1 protein-coding gene and 1 pseudogene are annotated in these 2,741 nt (G+C 79.0%); one reads left to right on the forward strand and one right to left on the reverse strand.

The features are described 5' to 3' along the window. Positions 1-417 (reverse strand): annotated as a pseudogene (locus ICW40_RS17930) (hypothetical protein); the annotation flags it as partial. A 260-nt stretch (positions 418-677) separates the two neighbouring features. Here ICW40_RS17930 and ICW40_RS17935 point away from each other — a divergent pair. Beyond that, on the forward strand, positions 678-2,741 hold a 2,064-nt coding region (locus tag ICW40_RS17935; protein ID WP_221655364.1), incomplete at its 3' end, for a hypothetical protein.

Below are 2,741 nucleotides of genomic sequence, written 5' to 3' on the forward strand. Positions count from 1 at the left end.
CGCCTGCAGCGCCGCCGCCGAGCCGGCGCCGATGGCGAACATGCCGAGCACGAGCAGGAGGGTCGGCAGGCCGCCGGACCCCGCGGGCCCGGCCGCGGCGCCGCCCGAGGCGACGAGCGCGACGCACCCGACGGCGCCCGCGAACCACGCGATCGACAGCGCGGGTCGACGGCCGTGCCGGGTGGCCAGCATCCCCAGCGGCAAGGCGACCAGCGCAGCTCCGACGGTCGTCGACGCGCGGGCGACGCCGGCCCACACCTCCGAGCGCGTCACCTCCTCGGCGAGCAGCACGCCCACCGACGGTCCGGCCCCGACGCCGACGGACCCGATGACCTGCGCGACCACCAGGGTGGTCAGGGTGCGTCGCCGTGCCCGCACGACGTCCGGCTCGTGCAGCCACGCCCCGACCACGGCCACCGCGCTCTCCCCACCGGCCGTGTCCGCGGCCGACGGCGATTCTCGCGCACGGACGCGGCGGCCGACACCCTCCGGGCACATCTCGTCCACCGTCCCGAGGTGCCCCGCACGCTTTGCGAGGTGTCACGTGTCACCGCACGTCAGAGCCGTCTTTTCCCCAGGGCCTGTCGGGCGTCGGACATGGTGGCTACTGTCGGCTCCCGACAGGTGTCGCGGGACGACCCGCGCGCCGACGGACGTCGACGAGGGAGTCACGGGCTGTGGTGTCGCGGGACGGCGGACGTGGGGCGGGGCTGCTCGACGTCCTCCTCGCGCTCCAGGAGCGGCTGCCCGCGCCCGTCGCCCCGCACGTCGCCCGGCACCTGGCGACCGTGCTCGCCGACGACGTCGACGCGGTGGTCGAGACGGCCGGCGTCCTCACGTCCGACCAGCTCGCGGGGCTCTCGCTGCTGCCGGACCCGCTCCCGGCGGTGCCGGCCGTGCGGCGTGCCGTCGCGCCGCTGCTCGCCTCGACCACCGGGCTCGGGCGGCGCGTGCTCCTCACGCTCGCCGTCCAGGTGGTCGACCGCACCGACGCGCTCCTGCGTGCGACGGACCTCGACCTCGACGCGCTGCTCGCCGACCCCGTCGTCGACTGCCTCGACCTCGTCGCGGGGCACGTGCGGATCCGCGACCCGCGTGTGCGCGCCGTCGTGCACGAGGACGCGAGCGTCGCCGAGCGCACGTCCGCCCACCGCGCGCTCGCCGCGGCCCACGCCGACGACGACGACGTCGCCACCTGGCACCGGGCGCTCGCGTGCCTCGCGGGGGACGCCGACGTCGCGCCCCGGCTGGTCGCGACCGCCGAGCGGATGCTCGCGCGCGGCGAGGCCGCGTGGGCGCAGCGCGTCGCCCGGGAGGCGACGAGCCACGCGACCGGGCGGACGCACGCTGCTGCGGTGGCGGTCGCCGGGCGCGCCGCGCTCCACGCGGGTCACGTCGCCGATGCCGCCGACCTGCTCCGTGAGGCGCTGCGGGGCGAGGCCTCGGCCGACGGTCCGGACCTGCGCACCGCGCTGCTCGTCGCGGTCAGCCACCTCACCGGGCAGGTCCCGCAGGAGCTCGTGGACCGCGACGGCTCCTCCTGGGCGCACCTCGTCGCCGCCGTCCTCCACGCTGCACGCGGCGACGTCGAGGCGGCCGAGGCCCTGGTCGCGGGGGCCGGCACGCCGGGCGCCCGCACGCACGGGGACGGGGCCGAGGTGGACCTCGCGACGGCGGCCATCACCCTGCTCGCGGGCCGGGCGCCCGTGCTCGCCGTCGGGCCCCTCGCCGCGCACGAGACGGATCCGGTGCGGCGCGCGATGGTGGCGTGCCTGCGGGCCGTCGCTCTCGCCGCCGAGGGGCGGGTCGACGTCGCCCGCGGCGTGCTCGCCGCGGCGCTCACCGAGCTGGCACCCCTCCCCGGCGAGCGCGCGTGGCGGCACGACGACGCCCACGACGACGGGCACGGCGACGCCCAGGGGGGTACGGGGGGAGCGGCGCGGCAGGCGCGTGGCTGCGCGATGACACCGCTCGTGGAGGCGCACGTCCGCCTGGTCGAGGCGGTGCTCGAGGCGTGGGCCGGCAACCTCGGCGGCGCGACGTCCGTCCTGACCCGCGCCGCCGGCCGCCTGCCCGTCGGTCAGTGCCTCGGCGGTGCGGCGGCCGTGGTCGCCGGCCGAGCGTCGGTCCTCGCGCACGGCGAGCGCGGCCTCCTCTCCGACACGCTGGAGCGGCTCGCCCCCCTCCCGCTCAGCCCCGCCGTACGCACCGGGCTCCTCACCGACCGGGCCCTCGGCCTGCTCATTCAGGGCGAGCCGCGCGGCGCCGCGACGCTGTTCGGCCTCTGCGCCGAGCGAGGCTGCCCGGGCGAGATCCCGCTGCCCACCGTGAGCCGCGCCGAGGCGGCGCTCCTCGTCGGGGACCTCGACCGGACCGCCGACCGGACCGCCGACCTCGACGCTCCCGACGCCGTCGGGCCCGCGCCGGAGCCGTCCGCGCTCGCCCTCGCCCTCGTGCCCACCCTCCGCGCCCGCCTCGAGCTGGCGTCCGCCCCGGTGGACGTCGATGCGCAGGTGCAGCGCGCGCTGCAGCTCGACCGGGCGGTCGAGAGCCCGGTGGAGCGGGGGATCACCCGGCTCGTGTGCGGGCAGGCGCTCCTGCGCGCGGGCCGGCCAGGCGAGGGTCGCGACCACCTGAGCGCCGCCGTCGGGCTGCTCGAGGGCGGGGGAGCGGGTGCGCTCGCCGACGTCGCGCGCCGCCTCCTCGACCGCGCCGGCACGCACGCGCGCGTCGCGCTCCGC

It is taken from the genome of Actinotalea ferrariae (assembly GCF_019733465.1).
GTDB classification, from domain to species: Bacteria; Actinomycetota; Actinomycetes; order Actinomycetales; family Cellulomonadaceae; genus Actinotalea; species Actinotalea ferrariae_A.